Origin of the sequence: Nitrospirillum karajorum (assembly GCF_036348415.1) — a bacterium.
In the GTDB taxonomy this organism is placed as follows: Bacteria; Pseudomonadota; Alphaproteobacteria; order Azospirillales; family Azospirillaceae; genus Nitrospirillum; species Nitrospirillum amazonense_B.
In genome coordinates, this window is record NZ_JAZBQB010000003.1 from 1,613,928 (window position 1) to 1,627,884 (window position 13,957).

The window sequence follows — 13,957 nt, forward strand, 5'->3', positions numbered from 1 at the left end:
CGCCATACTACGTCAATGACGGATATTTCGCCACGGGCTTCTCCGGATTCTCACTGCTCCCGGTCTTCCGCCATATCCTCGGCCAGTTCGCTGGCCAGGTCGACGAACAGACCGGGGTCGACGGTCAGGCCCTGGGCCTCGTTGATGCGCACGAAGATGCGCCAGGCATGCAGGATGGCCACGTCCAGGATGGTGTCGTCGGCCTCTTCCGAATGCTTGTCGGTGATCCCCCGTTCCTCCAGGGCCGCCTTGATATCCAGGTCGGCGGCTTCCAGCACGGCTTCCATGGCGCGCTTATGGGGGGTGGACATGGTGGCAACTCCTTGAATAACAATCAGATGCTTAAGGGCATGGCGCCCGGCCGCGCGCCCTGGCGATGGCCGGTGCCGCCGCCATCATAGCGGATGGGGCGGGTGCCATGCCATGCGCGGGATTGCGCCCCGGTTCAAGCGGAATCCGGGGCCCGAATCCGGTAACCGGGTCTGGGCTGGAGAAAAGGGGGATGGTGTGGCGCGTGCCTTGCGTTTTCTGGCTGGGCCCGAGGCCATGGCCCGCCTGCGCCGCGACGGCGTGTCGGATGAGCTGTTCGGCACCGTGGCGGGCGCGTCCGGCGGGCCGAAGTGGCTGGCGCTGACCCGCCTGGACCGGGCCATCCTGGCGCGCTGGTTCCGGGGGCGCACCCGGCCGCTGGCCATGGTGGGCAGCTCCATCGGCAGTTGGCGCTTCGCCGCCATGGCGCGTCAGGACCCGGCCAGCGTGCTGCGCCGGTTCGAGGAGGCCTACCTGGCCTACGTCCCCTCCGACGCCACCATGCCCACTCTGACGCGGGAGAGCCGCGCCTTCCTGGACATCATCCTGGGCTCACCGTCCGGCACCCATGACGGTGAGCGCAAGGGCGCGCGGGAAATCCTGTCCCACCCGGCCATGCGCCTGTCCATTCTGGCGGTGCGGGGGCGGGGGCCGCTCAGCGCCCACCATCCCGCGTGGGTGGGGGCGGGCATCGGGGCGGCGGGACTGGCCAACCTGGTCAGCCGCCGCAGCCTGCCGCTGTTCTTCCAGCGGACCCTGTTCGCCGATCCACGCGGCGCCGATCCCTTCGACCTCGCCGCCGGTTTTCCCACGCGCCGCGTGCCGCTGACCCCGGCCAACCTGGCCGACGCCCTGATGGCCTCGGGCGCCATCCCCTTCCTGTTCGAACTGGTGCGTGACATCGGCGGGGCCAGGCCCGGCGCCTATATGGACGGCGGCATCATGGACTATCACCTGGATATTCCGTTCGTGGCGGAAACACCAGGCAGCGACCTGGTGCTGTTTCCCCATTTCGGGCCCAAGGTGGTGCCGGGCTGGTTCGACAAGGCCCTGGCCTGGCGCCGGCCGGCGGCGGCCTCGCTGGCCCGCACCCTGCTGCTGTGCCCGTCCGACGACTTCCTGGCGTCCTTGCCCCATGGCAAGATTCCCGACCGGCGCGATTTCAAGGCGCTGCCCCCCACCGAGCGCCAGCGCTACTGGCGCCAGGCCGTGGCCGAAACCGACCGCCTGGCCGACGAATTCCTGGACGCCGTCGACCGCGACCGCATCCCAGACTTGCTGGAGCCGTTGCGGGGCTGAGCGGCGGACGCCCCGCCGTCGCTTGAGGCACAAGAAACTCCGGGCGCTTGAGGATCTTAGTACCTCGGCATCCCCATGGTCTCCACCGGCACGATGGCTTTGCCGATGGGGGCCAGCGCCAGCCCGGCGAACTTGAAGTGCTGGATGGCGAAGGGGATGCCGATGATGGTCACGAACCAGACCAGACCGGCCAGGAGATGGTACAGCGCCAGCCACCAGCCGGCGAACAGGAACCACACGACGTTGCCCAGGAAGCCCAGCGGGCTGGTGCCGATATCCTCCCGCCCGGTCAGCACGCGGCGGTCCACCGCCATCTGGCCGAAGGGCCACAGTACGAAAAGCCCCATGTTGAAGGCCGCGCGGGCCCAGGGGATGCCGACGATGCTGATCACCATCAGGATCGCGGCCATGAACCAGGCCAGCGCCCCGGTGAACCCGAACAGCACCACCCACAGGATGTTCATCAGCAGGCTGATCATGACGCCAAGGCCTTGGTTGTTGTTTTCCTGCCGGTGATCATTCCTGAAGCGTGTCCTTTCGTCCAGGACCACAGCGGGCCCCCGTTGAGGGGGCCACATCTGGGAATGCGGCACAGTCCCAGTCGCCATAGTCCATGTTGCGACCTTGCGAAGGCGGAGGAAGTCACCGACAGTGACAACGGTATCATCCCCCGCACATCCCGAGCGACCCCATGCGCCGCAGCAGCCTTGCCGTCCTGTCCCTTGTCAGCCTCAGCCTGGGGGCGCTGGGCCCCGCCTGGTCCGCTGGCGCGGCGGGATCCAAAACCGAACAGTCCAACCCCGAACAGAAGGTCGGCCAGCGCATCCAGGTCCGCCCGGCCGACCTGCCGGCGCCCTATGCCACGGACGGCGTGGGTAATTCGTCGGAAGAGGTGGCGCGCCCCGACGGCGCCAGTCTGAACGTGCCCAAGGGCTTCACCGTATCCATCTTCGCCACCGGCCTCAGCCATGCGCGCAACCTGGCCGTTGCCCCCAATGGCGATGTCTTCCTGGCGCGCCAGGCCACGCCGGGGGAGATCACCCTGCTGCGCGACAGCAAGGGCACCGGGCAGGCCGACCAGATCATCACCTTCGCCGGCGGCTTCGACCGCCCCTACGGTATCGAGTTCCACGACGGCTACCTCTGGGTCGGCGATATCAAGGCGGTGTGGAAAATCCCCTACAAGGAGGGCGACACGAAGCCGGCGGGCGACCGCATCCAGGTGACGCCGGACGGCGCCCTGGGACAACCCAAGGGTCACCCCACCCGGTCCCTGGAATTCGCCCCGGACGGCAAGAGCTTCTTCGTCGGCATCGGGTCCATGAGCAACATCGCGGAGGACCCCAAGCCCCACGCCACCGTGACCGAATTCAACATGGACGGCACGGTGAAGCGCGTCTACGCCTCCGGCACCCGCAATCCAGTGGGGCTGCAGTTCTACCCCGGCACCGACGACCTCTACGCCGTGGTGAATGAGCGTGATGGCCTGGGCGATGGCCTGGTGCCCGACTACTTCACCCGGCTGCAGCCGGAGGGCTTTTATGGCTGGCCCTATTCCTACATCGGCAACCATCCGCAGCCGGACTACGCCGACAAGCGGCCGGACCTGGTGGCCAAGGCCATCGTGCCCGACCTGCTGTTCGACGCCCACTCCGCCCCGTTGGGGCTGCTGTTCTACACCGGCCACCAGTTCCCGGCGGATTACCAGGGCGGCGCCTTCGTCACCCTGCATGGCTCGTGGAACAAGGCGAAGCCCACCGGCTACAAGATCGTCTACGTCCCGTTCACCCATGGCCGCCCGGCAGGCCACTACGTGAACTTCGCCACCGGCTTCTGGCTGCCCGGCACCAACCCGGCCCAGGTCTGGGGCCGCCCCGTGGGCCTGGTCCTGGCCCATGACGGCAGCGTCCTGGTGGCGGATGATGTCGGCGGCACGGTGTGGCGCATCAGCTATCACGCGAAGGGCAAGTCCTAAGCCTTTCTATTTGCAAGACTCGGGTGTCTGTTGAGAGTCCAATGCCAGGGAAAGTGCGGTCGCGGTAGGCAAATTCTGCCGCCGCCGCCCTTGTCCATCTTCCGAAATGGGCATATATGTAAGCTTGGTCAAAGGAGGCCAGTCCCATGTCCATCGGCGGCATCAACTTTTACAGCTCTGGTTATGGTGCGACGTTCCTGACGTCCGGTATCGGTTCCACCTCCGATGCCTCCAACACGCAGGTCCAGTCCATCTCCCCGGTCAAGACCCAGGGAACCTCGGACCAGGGCACCGACCAGGCCAACACCGACAACAGCACGTCCAATAACAGCAACAGCTTCACGCAGAACTTCAGCCCGACGCAGGATCAGGTGAAGGCGGCGTCGGACACCGGCCGCACCCGTGGCGCGTTCGTGAACCTGACCGTCTGAGTTTTAGTTGACGGTGGGCCTCATTGAGGCCCGATCCCGAGGGTCGACAGCGTCCGCTGCCGGCCCTTTTTGTTATGCGCGGGGTGCCGGGGCCTGAGGCATCAGGCCACCCAGCGCCGCACCTCATGCAGGTCGGCGGCCACCCGGCACAACGCCTCGATCTCCTCGGTGGGGGCCAGCAGGTCCGGCACCATCACCGCCATCATGCCGGCGGCGTGCGCGGCGCGGATGCCGTTGTGGCTGTCCTCCAGCGCGATGCAGTGGCGGGGGGCGATGTCCAGCGCGGCGGCGGCCTTGAGGTAGGGCTCCGGATGCGGCTTGCCCTGGCTGACATCGTCGCCGCCGATGACGGCGCGGAAGCGATGGGCGATACCCGCCTGCGTGAGGTGGTGCAGCGCGCGTTCCCGCTGGGTGCTGGTCGCCACCGCCATGGGGATACCGGCCGCGTCCAGATGATCCAGCAGTTCCACCACGCCGGCCATCAGGGCGATGCCGGCATCGAAATGCGCCTGGATGGCCGCGCGGTACAGCTCGGTGAAGCGATCGAACACGGCCTCGCCCCCGAAATGGTCCACCAGCATCTGACGCACCGCCGGATAGGGCCGCCCGATGAGGGTGCCATAGAACAGCTCCGTCATCGGCCGTTCCACTGTGATGGCGGCCGCCATCATGGCGCCGCGCAAGGGACGCTCGCTGTCGATTAGCAGGCCGTCCATGTCGAAGATCGCGGCGTGGATGGCGTGGGGGAACGGCATGTCCGTGCCTTCATCATACGGGGAATCGGTGAGGGTGGGGATACCCCGGCCCACCGCCCGCCGCCAGTGCCGGGGCGGCATGGCAGCTTCCCCACCGATGGTTCCCCCGGGGCGACCTTGTGCTGGGCATGGCACCCCCTCGTTCGGGCCCGCTTGCCGCCCCCGGGGCGCCGACCCTATCGTTGCGGCTTCTGCTTCCGGCCGCCAGGCGCCCGTCCTGGCGCTCAACCAGTGGTATCATCGTCCATGCCCGCTTCCGACGCTTCCTTCCGCCAGTCCGCTTTTGCCAAGCCGCCCGTCGCGCGGGTTTGGCCGGTGGAAAAGACCGCGCATGGCGAGGTCCGGGTCGACCCCTACGATTGGTTGCGCGATCCCGCCTTCCCGGAGGTTAAGGACCCCGACATCCTGTCCTACCTTGAGGCCGAGAACGGCTATATCGAGCAGGTGCTGGGCGGGGAGGGCGACCTGCGCCCGGCCCTGACGGCCGAACTGCGCGCCCGCATCAAGGAGGATGACACCGGCGTGCCCTATCGCCGCGACGGCTATTATTACCAGTCGCGCTTCGCCGCCGGGCAGAACTACCCGGTGTTCGTGCGCTGGGCCGCCGGCACCTCGGAAGAGGAGGTGGTGCTGGACGTGAACGTCCTGGCGGCGCAGCACGACTTCATGCGCGTGGCGGATTTCGAGACGACGCGCGACGGCCGTTACCTGGCCTACACCGCCGACACCGACGGTTCCGAACGCTATGGCGTGCGGGTGAAGGACCTGTCCACCGGCGCCATGGTGTTGGAAGGCGTCGCGGACGCCTCCCCCGGTGTCGCCTGGGCGGCGGACGGGCAACACCTGTTCTATGTCCGGCAGGATGAGTTCCAGCGGCCCAAGACCGTGTGGCGCCACCGCCTGGGCACGGCGGTCGGCGAGGATGTCCTGGTCTATGGCGAGGCCGATCCCGCCTGGATGGTCAGCCTGGACCTGACCTTGTCCGGCCGCTTCATCCGAATCGTCGCCCACAACAACGTCTCGACCGAGGTGCGGCTGCTGGACGCCGCGCAGCCGGAGGGCGAGCCGCGCCTGGTCCTGCCCCGCCGCCAGGGGCATGAGTACAATGTCGAGGACCAGGGCGACATCGCCTGGATCATCACCAACGACATCCATCGCAACTTCCGCCTGGTGAAGGCCCCCTTGGCCGACACCGCCGAGTCCAACTGGGTGCAGGTCATCGCCCCGGCCGACCGCACCTACCTGACCGGCCACATGGCCTTCCGCGACTGGCTGGTCGTCTATGCGCGGGTGGAGGGCGCCCAGGTGGTGCGGGTGCTGGACAGGAATGGCGCTGCCCACGACATCGCCTTCCCCGACGCGGCGTTCGAGGTCGGGCCCGGTGCCAACTTCGATTATGACGGCGGCCTGCTGCGCCTGCGCTATCAGTCGCTGGTGACGCCGCCCACGGTCTATGACTACGACCTGAACGACCGCACCCTGGCCATCCGCAAGGTCCAGGAAATCCCCAGCGGTTACGACGCCGACCAGTATGTCAGCGCCCGCCTGCTGGCGCCGGCGCGCGATGGCACGCTGATCCCCGTGTCCATCGTCCATCGCCGCGACTTCCCCAAGGACGGATCGGGGGTGTTGCACCTCTACGCCTATGGCGCCTATGGCAACGGCATCGATCCCTATTTCTCCGCCAACCGCCTGGGCCTGCTGGACCGGGGCTTCGCCTTCGCCATCGCCCATATCCGCGGCGGGGATGAGCTGGGCCGTGGCTGGTACGAGGACGGCAAGCTGGAGAACAAGATCAACAGCTTCACCGACTTCATCGATGCCGCCCAATTCCTGGCGGCGCAAGGCTATGCCAAGGCCGGCAACATCTCCGCCGAGGGCGGCAGCGCCGGCGGCCTGCTGATGGGCGCGGTGGCCAACATGGCGCCCGAGGGCCTGTTCCGCGCCATCGTGGCCCAGGTGCCCTTCGTCGACGTGGTCAACACCATGCTGGACGACAGCCTGCCCCTGACGGTCATCGAGTATGATGAGTGGGGCAACCCCAACGAGCCCGAGGTCTATGAGCGGCTGAAGTCCTACAGCCCCTATGACAACGTGGCGGCCAAGGCCTATCCCCACCTGTTGATCACCGCGGGCCTCAGCGACCCGCGCGTCACCTACTGGGAGCCGGCCAAGTGGACGGCCAAGCTGCGCAGCCTGAAGACCGACGACCATGTCCTGTTGTCGCGCACCGAGATGGGGGCCGGCCATGCCGGCGCCGCCGGCCGGTTCGACAAGCTGAAGGAGGTGGCGTTGACCCAGGCATTCCTGCTGCGGGCCTTCGGCAAGAGCTTGTAATACCATTGGCGCGAGCTTTTGACTCGTGCCGCTGCAGGACGCGATTGCGTCCGCCGGAGCGAGCACCGCAGGGCGCAGCGAGGAAGCCAAGCCAGCGGATGCTGGCGCCCGGCGACTGAGGGGGCATTTGAGCGGTCACGATCAAATGCCGAACGTATAAGGACAATTCGTCCGGCGGCCGGCATTTGTAAGGGGGGCGGGGTCAGCCTATAATTCGGCCCCATCGCCCTTCTTCTTCGCCCGGGACCCTGTCGCCGTGACCGTCACGCCTTTCCCCACCGCCCATGTCCGGGCCGCCGCTCATCGTGCACCCTATCGCGCCATCGGCCTGTGGCTGCTGGTCTGCGCCGGCATGATCTTCGCCATGGCCGTCATCGGCGCCATCACCCGCCTTACGGAAAGCGGCCTGTCCATCACGGAATGGAAACCGGTGACGGGCGCCCTGCCGCCGCTGTCGGATGCCGCCTGGGCGGAGGAATTCGCCAAGTACCAGGCCACGCCGGAATACGCGCTGAAGCACAGCGGCATGGATCTGGCGCAGTTCAAGGGCATCTTCTTCTGGGAATGGTTCCACCGCCTGGTGGGGCGCCTGATCGGCGTCGTCTTTCTGCTGCCCTTCCTGTTTTTCCTCTTCACCCGCCGCGTGCCGCGCAGCCTGGTGCCGCGCCTGATCGGCCTGTTCGTGCTGGGCGGGCTGCAGGGGGCCCTGGGTTGGTACATGGTGAAGAGCGGCCTGGTGAACCGGCCGGACGTAAGCCACTACCGCCTGGCGGCCCACCTGTCGCTGGCCGTGCTGATCTACGTCGCCATGCTGGCCACCGCCCTGCCGCTGCTGTTCCCGGCCGCCAGTGGGGCCGCGCACCCGGCGCGCGGCGCCTTGCGCCGGCACGCCGGCCTCGCCATGGCCCTGGTGGCCACCACCATGGTGTGGGGCGCCTTCACCGCCGGGCTGGACGCCGGCATGGCCTACAACACCTGGCCGCTGATGAACGGCACCTTCGCGCCGGAGGAGATGTGGAACCTCAGCCCCGCCTGGCTGAACATCCTGGAGAACACGGCCGCCGTGCAGTTCACCCACCGCTGGCTGGCCATCCTGACCGGCCTGGTGGTCTGGTCCTACGCCTTCCGCGCGCTCCGCGCCGGGGTGCAGGGCCGGGTGCGGACTCTGGCCATCGCCGTGGCCGTGATGGTGCTGGTGCAGATCAGCCTGGGCATCACCACCCTGCTGCTGTTCGTGCCGGTGCACGTGGCCGCCACCCACCAGGCGGGCGCCCTGGTCCTGCTGGGCCTGTTCACCTGGACGGTGATGGAATACCGGCGGGGCTGAAGCCGGCACCTGGGTCAACCGTCAGGAGGGAAGCGTGGCCGCCATTACCCGCGCCCTGACCGCTTTCCTTGCCGAAAGGCTGGTGGAGTGCCTCTTAATCATAGCCACCCTGGCGGCGTTGATGGGGGGATTGGGGGGCCGGGGCCTGCCATTATCCCTGCATCTGGTGGCCTCTTACTATCTTCTATCCGGCTATCCCGTGGGGGCTTTGCTGGCCTGGGTGGTCCGCCGCCATAGGGCCGCCCACTGGCAGGCCCTGGTCGCCTGCCTCGCTTTCGTGGCCCATATCGGCATTTTCCTGACGGTGCGCGGGCTGCTGCACAGCCGCATCGCCTGGGGCATGTCACTGTTTCTGGGGCTGCCGGCCCTGATGGTGGTGGCCTTCTGCACCGTGCAGGGGGCTCGGATGCGAGCGCGGGGGCCCAATGCCTTCGGCGGATAGCGAGCGCAAACAAAAAGGGCGCGAAGCCGATGCCTCGCGCCCTTTTTCAATCCGATGCCGGTGCCCTGGTTAGGCGGCGGCGGCCTTCTCGGCCTGCAGCTGGCGGCGGTACTCGATGGCGTCGGCGAAGACGCGCAGCATGGTCTCGATGAACTCCGGCACCACCTCTTCCGGACCGCGGGCGGTCAGCAGCTGGCGGTCGATGTTCATGTTCTGGCCTTCCTCGGCCACCCAGGTGGCGCCGGCGGCCTCGACGGTCTCGCGGATCGCCTCGTTGCCGGTCACGGTGCGGCCCTTAAGGCGCTGCGCCACGGCCAGCAGCTGGACGCCGTGGTTGATGGCGGCGACGCCCTTGCCGGCGTCCATGAAGCTGCCGATGATGCGGCGGGTGTGCGGGTTGGCGGCCAGCTTGGCCACGCTGCGCTCACCACCCGGCAGGACCAGCAGGTCGAAATCGGCGGCCAGCACTTCGCCAATCTGCTTGTCGGTGGGGAAGTAGTGGCCCCACGAGGTGCCGTGCCAGCCGTTCACCAGGCCCTGCTCCGGCGAGATGATCTTGGGCGCGGCGCCGGCGCGCAGCAGGGCGCGCTGGGCTTCGGTCATTTCCACTTCTTCGAAGCCGTTGGCGATGAGGATGGCAACGGCTTTTCCGGCGAGCGGCTGATCGGTCAAATTACGTCTCCTATGTTGTTTCGGCGGCCCGACACCCGCCCGTCGCCGTTCCCCAGGGGACGGCGCCGTTGGCAAGGCGCGATGGATGCTGCCTCGTGAAAATGGCCACCCAGGAATGGGCGGCCATGGCAAAGCGTCAGGCGTGGGCGGCTGTCGTGATGCATGCCGGGCCGATGGGATGACGCTCTATTCGCATGGCACCGTAATTGGCCCCTCCCGCGCCCCAGGTCAATCGCATTAAGACCGATTCGGGATTGCGGTGCGGCATGGCTGAGTTGCGGGTGCGCCGCCGGCTCGTGGCACGGCCATGCCCGATAAGAAACGGGGCCCGCCCGACGTATCCGCCGCCGCCCTAGCTGATGGCCGACAGCGCTTCTTCCAACTCATTGAAATCGGGCATGTATTCCGTCGGCACCTTTTTCCGCGCCGCCTCGATGGATACCTGGGGCGCATAGCCGGCCAGGTGGGCCGTGATGGCCGCCCGGATGACGTGGTAGAACTGGTTCTCCTCCTCCGCCACGCCTTTCAGGCGCGAGGCGATGGGGGCCAGGATGCAGTAGGACAGGAAAATACCCATGAAGGTGCCCACCAGGGCGCCGCCGATCAGCTTGCCCAGCACCTCGGGCGGCTCGGTGATGGACGCCATGGTCTTGATGACGCCCAGCACGGCGGCGACGATACCCAGCGCTGGCATGGCGTCGGCCATGGTCTGGAAGGCGTGGCTGGAGTGCAGGTCCTCGTGCTTGGTCTTCTCGATCTCCTGCTCCATCAGCGCCTCCAGCTCATGCGGGTTGTCCACGCCGATGGAGAACATGCGCAGGTAATCCGCGATGAACTTGACCGTGAACGGGTCCTTCATGATCGCCGGATAGGCGTTGAAGATGTTGCTTTCCATGGGCTTTTCAATGTGCTGCTCAATGGCCAGCACGCCCTTGGTCTTCATCGTCTTCAGGATTTGATACAGCAGCGACAGCAGTTCCATGTATTCCTTCTTATGGAACCGCGCGCCCGGGAAGATGCGCTTCACGGCGCCCAGGGACTGCTTGATGACATGCGTGCTGTTGGCGACCATGAAGCCGCAGATGGCGGCGCCGCCGATGGTCATGAACTCACCGGGCAGGGCCTCGATGATGATGCCGATCTTGCCGCCGAAGATCACGAACGACCCGAACACGCAGATGAACACGCCGAGCAGGCCGATGGCGGCAAACATGAGCAAACCTTGGTAGATGGACCCCTAAGATAGGCAGAGTCCAGACAATCGGCCTACTTGTCAAATCTCTGATGGGGTAGGGCGGCTGGCGCAACCGCGCCGCCGGACGGGGGATGTCGAGAGGGCCCCCATCGCCCATGGCCGGGATCGGTCCCGCCACCAAGACCCTTGAATTCGGGCGCACGGTCCGCCATCGTTCCGGCCATCGACTGGGGTGCCGTCCGCCTGCCCGTCAGGCCCGCGGCTGAGATCAGACCCATGGAACCTGCTCCGGATCATGCCGGCGAAGGGAGATCGCGAGACCGTGACCCATTTTCCGCCTTCGGGCCATTCTTCCGCCCATCCATCTGCCGCCCCCCGGGTGATCGTCATCGGCGCCGGCTGCATAGGCCTGTCCATCGCCTGGCGCCTGGCGTCCGCCGGCTGCGCCGTTGACGTCTATGACCGGGGCCGCGCCGGCCTGGGCGCCACCCATGCCGCCGCCGGCATGCTGGCCGCCGCCGTGGAGACGGAACCGGGGGAGCAGGCGCTGCTGCCCTTGACGCTGGACAGCCAGCAGCGTTGGCCCGCCTTCGCCGCCGAACTGGAGGCCGCCAGCGGCCTGCCCGTGGATCTGCGCACCGAGGGCACCCTGCAGGTGGCGCTGACCCGCGATGACGTGGAGGTGCTGCGGGCCGGCTATGAGTTCCAGCGCTCCCTGGACCTCAACGTCACCTGGCTGAGCGGCGCGCAGGTGAAGGAGCGGGAGCCGTGGCTGAATCCCCGTGCCGCCGCCGGCGTGCTGGGCGCCGCCGACGGCCAGGTGGACAATCGCAAGCTGGCCGTGGCGCTGAAGGCCGCGGCATTGAAGGCTGGCGCCCGCCTGCATGAGGAGGTGGCCGTCGAGGCCCTGTCCATTTTGGCCGGCCGCGTCGAGGGCGTGGTGGTGGACGGCGCGCTGAAGGCCGCCGACGTGGTCGTGCTGGCCGCTGGCGCCTGGTCGCGCCTCCTGGCCGGTCTGCCGGACGGCGCCATTCCGCCGGTGCGGCCGGTGAAGGGGCAGATGCTGGCCCTGCGCATGGACCCGGCCCAGCCGCTGTTGCGCCATGTGGTGTGGCCACCCAAATGCTATCTGGTGCCCCGCCTGGACGGACGCCTGATCGTGGGCGCCACGACCGAGGACAAGGGCTGGGACGACCGCCTGACCGCCGGTGGCGTCCTGGCGCTGCTGGAGGCCGCGTGGCGGGCCCTGCCAGGGGTGGAGGAACTCCCCATCGAGGAGATGTGGGTGGGCCATCGCCCCGGCAGCCGCGACGACGCCCCCATCCTGGGGCCCGTGCCCGGTGTGGCCGGCCTGGTCATGGCCACCGGCCATCACCGCAATGGCATCCTGTTGACCCCCGGCACCGCCGACCTGGTGGCGGACCATATCCTGACCGGCCGGGTGGACCCGCTGCTGGCGCCCTTCGGCATCGGGCGGTTTCAGGAGCGGAGTGCCCACGGCATGAGACTTTGACTCAGGCCTTTGTAGGACGTGACCACGTCCGCCGGAGCTTTACGGGAAGCGTAGCGGACTGGAAAGCGAGGAAGCCATGCCCCCGGATGGGGGCGCCCGGCGATTGAGGGATAAGGAAACGCGCATGATCACCGTGAACGGCAAGACCCGCGACCATGCGGAGGGTCTGGACCTGCCGGCCCTGCTGGGCGAGGCGGGGTTGGCGCTCGAGGCTCGTGGTATCGCCGTGGCCATCAACGGCACCGTCGTGCCGCGGGCCCGCTGGGCCGAGCGCGCCGTCGCCGACGGCGACGCCATTGAAATCGTGAAGGTGCTGCAAGGTGGCTGAAGACCTGCTCCGCATCGCCGGCAAGGCGTTCACCTCCCGCCTGTTCCTGGGCACGGCGGGCTATCCCAACCAGCAGGTGTTCCTGGACAGCCTGGCGGCCTCGGGCGCGCAAGTCGTCACCGTCTCCATCCGCCGGGTGGATATGGAGGGCGGGGCCGAGGGCATCCTGGACCTGGTGCGGGACAAGGCCTGGCTGCTGCCCAACACCGCCGGCTGCGCCACGGTGAAGGATGCCGTGCTGACCGCCCAGCTGGCGCGTGAGGCGCTGGACATCAGCTGGATCAAGCTGGAACTGATCGGCGACCGGGAGACGCTGTACCCGGATGTCGAACAGCTGGTGGCGGCGGCGGCCCAGCTGGTGGATGACGGTTTCACCGTCCTGCCCTATTGCACCGACGACCCCATCGTCTGCCGCCGCCTGGCCGATGTCGGTTGCGCCGCTGTCATGCCGCTGGGCGCACCCATCGGCACGGGCCTGGGCATCCTCAATCCTTACAACATCGAAATGATCTGCGCCCGCAGCACGGTGCCGGTCATCCTGGATGCCGGCGTGGGCACGGCGTCGGACGCCGCCCTGGCCATGGAGCTGGGCTGCGACGCCGTGCTGCTGAACACCGCCGTGTCCAAGAGCACCGACCCCGTGCGCATGGCCGCCGCCATGGGCCACGCCGTGGCCGCCGGCCGCCTGGCCCGCCTCGCCGGCCGCATCCCGAAGCGCACCCGCGCCGAAGCCTCCAGCCCCGAGCTGGGGCTGATCGGGGGGTAGGGGTGGGGGTACCGTTTCCCCCGCTGCTGGTCATCACCGACCGGCACCAGGCCACCCTGCCGCTGCCCCAACTGCTGGACCGGGTATTCGCCGCCGGTTGCCGCTGGGCCAGCGTGCGGGAAAAGGACCTGGCGCCCCAGGAGCGGCTGGATCTGGTGCACCAACTGCTCCCCATCGCCCGCCATCATGGCGCCGTGCTGACGGTGCACGGCGACCTGGCGGCGGCAGTGCTGTGCGACGGCGTGCATCTGGGGGCGGCCGGTGACGTGCCGGCGGCTCGTGTCCGCTTGGGGCCCCAAGCCTTGGTTGGCCTCTCCCGCCATCATCCGGGCGAGGGCCTGGGCGGCGCCGACTACGCCACCCTCAGCCCCATTTTCGAGACCGCGTCCAAGCCCGGCTATGGCCCCGCGCTGGGCCCCCAGGCCTTGTCCCGCCTGCCCGGCGCCCTGGCCCTGGGCGGCCTCACCCCCGCCAACGCGGCGCAGGCCCGCGCCGCCGGGGCCGCCGGTCTGGCCGTCATGGGCACGGTCATGCGCGCCAGCGACCCCGCCGCCGTAGTGCGGGACTTGCTGGCGGCGTGGCGTAGCTGATCGCTGCCCATGGGCCTT

The 13,957-nt window shown here is 68.1% G+C and carries 15 protein-coding genes and 1 riboswitch; of the genes, 10 read left to right on the forward strand and 5 right to left on the reverse strand.

The features are described from left to right. Window positions 1–50: 50 nt before the first annotated feature. A complete protein-coding gene (locus tag UCD39_RS21225) occupies window positions 51–311 on the reverse strand; it encodes a hypothetical protein (RefSeq protein WP_040849837.1) in 261 nt (86 codons plus the stop codon). Between the two features lie 196 nt (window positions 312–507). On the opposite strand from UCD39_RS21225, the gene UCD39_RS21230 reads away from it, so the two are divergent. After that, the gene (locus UCD39_RS21230) at window positions 508–1,608 is read left to right on the forward strand and encodes a patatin-like phospholipase family protein (protein WP_330497764.1); all 1,101 of its coding nucleotides are present in this window, start codon (window positions 508–510) and stop codon (window positions 1,606–1,608) included. Window positions 1,609–1,664: 56 nt separating this feature from the next. On the opposite strand, the gene UCD39_RS21235 is transcribed toward UCD39_RS21230, so the two are convergent. Next, complete coding sequence (locus tag UCD39_RS21235; protein ID WP_330497765.1) at window positions 1,665–2,087, reverse strand: YccF domain-containing protein; 423 nt, start codon at window positions 2,085–2,087, stop codon at window positions 1,665–1,667. 212 nt (window positions 2,088–2,299) lie between these two features. Here UCD39_RS21235 and UCD39_RS21240 point away from each other — a divergent pair, with 212 nt between their 5' ends. Together UCD39_RS21240 and UCD39_RS21245 are read left to right on the forward strand one after the other, a co-directional pair. Beyond that, window positions 2,300–3,583: a PQQ-dependent sugar dehydrogenase gene (locus UCD39_RS21240; protein ID WP_330497766.1), complete on the forward strand. Its 1,284-nt coding sequence runs from the start codon at window positions 2,300–2,302 to the stop codon at window positions 3,581–3,583. 146 nt (window positions 3,584–3,729) lie between these two features. Then, window positions 3,730–4,014 (forward strand): hypothetical protein, encoded by a 285-nt coding sequence (locus UCD39_RS21245; RefSeq protein ID WP_330497767.1) that lies wholly within the window; start codon window positions 3,730–3,732, stop codon window positions 4,012–4,014. A gap of 101 nt (window positions 4,015–4,115) precedes the next feature. Here UCD39_RS21245 and UCD39_RS21250 read toward each other — a convergent pair whose 3' ends face one another. Next, a complete protein-coding gene (locus tag UCD39_RS21250) occupies window positions 4,116–4,850 on the reverse strand; it encodes an HAD family hydrolase (protein ID WP_330497768.1) in 735 nt (244 codons plus the stop codon). 165 nt (window positions 4,851–5,015) lie between these two features. Between UCD39_RS21250 and UCD39_RS21255 the strand changes: the two genes are divergently transcribed. From UCD39_RS21255 to UCD39_RS21265, 3 genes are all read left to right on the forward strand, one after another. Then, complete coding sequence (locus UCD39_RS21255) at window positions 5,016–7,106, forward strand: S9 family peptidase (protein WP_330497769.1); 2,091 nt, start codon at window positions 5,016–5,018, stop codon at window positions 7,104–7,106. Between the two features lie 256 nt (window positions 7,107–7,362). Further along, window positions 7,363–8,433 carry a COX15/CtaA family protein gene (locus UCD39_RS21260; protein ID WP_330497770.1) on the forward strand — a complete coding sequence of 357 codons (1,071 nt, stop codon included), beginning with the start codon at window positions 7,363–7,365 and terminating at the stop codon, window positions 8,431–8,433. Between the two features lie 34 nt (window positions 8,434–8,467). Next, window positions 8,468–8,875 carry a hypothetical protein gene (locus tag UCD39_RS21265; protein WP_330497771.1) on the forward strand — a complete coding sequence of 136 codons (408 nt, stop codon included), beginning with the start codon at window positions 8,468–8,470 and terminating at the stop codon, window positions 8,873–8,875. Between the two features lie 69 nt (window positions 8,876–8,944). Here UCD39_RS21265 and UCD39_RS21270 read toward each other — a convergent pair whose 3' ends face one another. Both UCD39_RS21270 and motA read right to left on the reverse strand, forming a co-directional pair. Then, window positions 8,945–9,547 carry a DJ-1/PfpI family protein gene (locus tag UCD39_RS21270; protein ID WP_145734904.1) on the reverse strand — a complete coding sequence of 201 codons (603 nt, stop codon included), beginning with the start codon at window positions 9,545–9,547 and terminating at the stop codon, window positions 8,945–8,947. A gap of 352 nt (window positions 9,548–9,899) precedes the next feature. Beyond that, complete coding sequence (gene motA / locus UCD39_RS21275; RefSeq protein WP_145734905.1) at window positions 9,900–10,760, reverse strand: flagellar motor stator protein MotA; 861 nt, start codon at window positions 10,758–10,760, stop codon at window positions 9,900–9,902. 200 nt (window positions 10,761–10,960) lie between these two features. Beyond that, window positions 10,961–11,070: riboswitch (TPP riboswitch) on the forward strand. Here motA and thiO point away from each other — a divergent pair. The 4 genes from thiO (at window position 11,065) to UCD39_RS21295 (ending at window position 13,939) form a co-directional block, all read left to right on the forward strand. Beyond that, the gene (gene thiO / locus UCD39_RS21280) at window positions 11,065–12,255 is read left to right on the forward strand and encodes a glycine oxidase ThiO (RefSeq protein ID WP_330497772.1); all 1,191 of its coding nucleotides are present in this window, start codon (window positions 11,065–11,067) and stop codon (window positions 12,253–12,255) included. (Overlaps the previous riboswitch by 6 nt.) A gap of 124 nt (window positions 12,256–12,379) precedes the next feature. Further along, on the forward strand, window positions 12,380–12,583 hold the full coding sequence (gene thiS, locus UCD39_RS21285; RefSeq protein ID WP_145734906.1) for a sulfur carrier protein ThiS: 204 nt from the start codon (window positions 12,380–12,382) through the stop codon (window positions 12,581–12,583). Further along, window positions 12,576–13,349, forward strand: coding sequence for a thiazole synthase (locus UCD39_RS21290; RefSeq protein ID WP_330497773.1), 774 nt, complete (start codon window positions 12,576–12,578; stop codon window positions 13,347–13,349). The genes thiS and UCD39_RS21290 overlap by 8 nt, the downstream gene beginning before the upstream one ends. A gap of 2 nt (window positions 13,350–13,351) precedes the next feature. Next, a complete protein-coding gene (locus UCD39_RS21295) occupies window positions 13,352–13,939 on the forward strand; it encodes a thiamine phosphate synthase (RefSeq protein WP_330497774.1) in 588 nt (195 codons plus the stop codon). The last annotated feature ends 18 nt before the right edge of the window (window positions 13,940–13,957 follow it).

What these genes read in the sequence shown, in the direction of transcription:
- UCD39_RS21225 (WP_040849837.1), bottom strand. Translation starts at nt 311, where the DNA reads ATGTCCACCCCCCATAAGCGCGCCATGGAAGCCGTGCTGGAAGCCGCC.
- UCD39_RS21235 (WP_330497765.1), bottom strand. Translation starts at nt 2,087, where the DNA reads ATGATCAGCCTGCTGATGAACATCCTGTGGGTGGTGCTGTTCGGGTTC.
- UCD39_RS21240 (WP_330497766.1), top strand. Translation starts at nt 2,300, where the DNA reads ATGCGCCGCAGCAGCCTTGCCGTCCTGTCCCTTGTCAGCCTCAGCCTG.
- UCD39_RS21245 (WP_330497767.1), top strand. Translation starts at nt 3,730, where the DNA reads ATGTCCATCGGCGGCATCAACTTTTACAGCTCTGGTTATGGTGCGACG.
- UCD39_RS21250 (WP_330497768.1), bottom strand. Translation starts at nt 4,850, where the DNA reads ATGCCGCCCCGGCACTGGCGGCGGGCGGTGGGCCGGGGTATCCCCACC.
- UCD39_RS21255 (WP_330497769.1), top strand. Translation starts at nt 5,016, where the DNA reads ATGCCCGCTTCCGACGCTTCCTTCCGCCAGTCCGCTTTTGCCAAGCCG.
- motA (WP_145734905.1), bottom strand. Translation starts at nt 10,760, where the DNA reads ATGTTTGCCGCCATCGGCCTGCTCGGCGTGTTCATCTGCGTGTTCGGG.
- thiS (WP_145734906.1), top strand. Translation starts at nt 12,380, where the DNA reads ATGATCACCGTGAACGGCAAGACCCGCGACCATGCGGAGGGTCTGGAC.